Source organism: Amycolatopsis sp. NPDC043887 (assembly GCF_056435665.1).
Genome location: NZ_JBWKEB010000046.1, coordinates 1 through 1,099 on the forward strand (window position 1 = coordinate 1; position 1,099 = coordinate 1,099).

A 1,099-nucleotide genomic window follows, 5' to 3' on the forward strand; every position below is an offset into this window, starting at 1 on the left:
TGTAGTGACCTGAGAGGTTGGGAACGCGGCTGGCGGGTGGGTGGCCGCCGAGTGCGGTGTGGCCGCGGTGGTGATTGTAGGCGTGGAGCCATGGGGGTAGCGCTTCGCGGCGTTCGGTCTCTGACTGGTAGGGCCGGGCGTAGGCCCACTCGTCGAGCAGCGTGCGGTTGAACCGCTCGACTTTGCCGTTGGTCTGCGGCCGGTAAGGCCGGGTGCGTTTGTGGGTGATCCCGGCTGTGGCGAGGGTGTCGTGCCACAGCCGGGACTTGTAGCACGACCCGTTGTCGGTGAGCACTCGCTGGACGGTGATCCCGTTGGTGGTGAAGAAGGCGTGGGCGCGCTGCCAGAACGCGGCCGCGGTTTCCTTGCGTTCGTCGGGCAGGATTTCGCTGTAGGCCAGCCGGGAATGATCGTCCACGGCGTTGTGCACGTAGCTGTAGCCGATCGGGGCACGGTTGCCGCGGCGTTCGGTGGTGGTGGCTCGGGCGTTGCGTCGAGATTGGGCGCGGTCGAGCACTCGGTGGCCACCACCGTCGGGGATGTTGCCTAGTTTCTTGATATCGACGTGCACCAGTTCGCCCGGGGTGGCGCGCTCGTAACGGCGTACTGGCTGGGCGGTCGCTCGGTCAAGGTGAGCCAGACGCGCCAGGCCGAACCGGGCCAGCACGCGATGCACTGTGGAGGGCACCAGGCGCAGGAAGGACGCGATCCGGGCCGGGCCCCACCGCCGCAGCACGCGGACCTTGATAATCCGCCGTTCAGTGCGGGTCGGAGTGCGGCGTGGACTGGAATGCGGCCGTGAAGACCGGTCGGTCATGCCCGCCTCGCCCTCGGTGCGATAGCGGTCGGCCCAGCGTTTCGCCGTGGATACCGAGACCTGGAAACGCTCAGCAGCTCGTCGCAGAGGCCAGCTCTGGTCCACGACACAACAGGCCAGGCGCAGTCTGCCGGTCGGAGTCAGCGGGGCGTTACGGTGTGACATGAGGACCTCCGTGGCTGGTGCAGATTGTGGTGATCCACACCAAACCCGGAGGTCCTCCCTCACTTCAAGATCATCTGCCTAGGTGTCCCGCTGTTCACAACCTCCCGGGGCAGTACA

Annotated in this window: 1 protein-coding gene; it reads right to left on the minus strand. The window is 66.7% G+C overall.

The window, feature by feature from the left end; genetic code table 11:
- On the minus strand, window positions 1–982 hold a 982-nt coding region (locus AC069H_RS42765), incomplete at its 3' end, for an IS481 family transposase (RefSeq protein ID WP_478236183.1).
- Window positions 983–1,099: the final 117 nt, after the last annotated feature.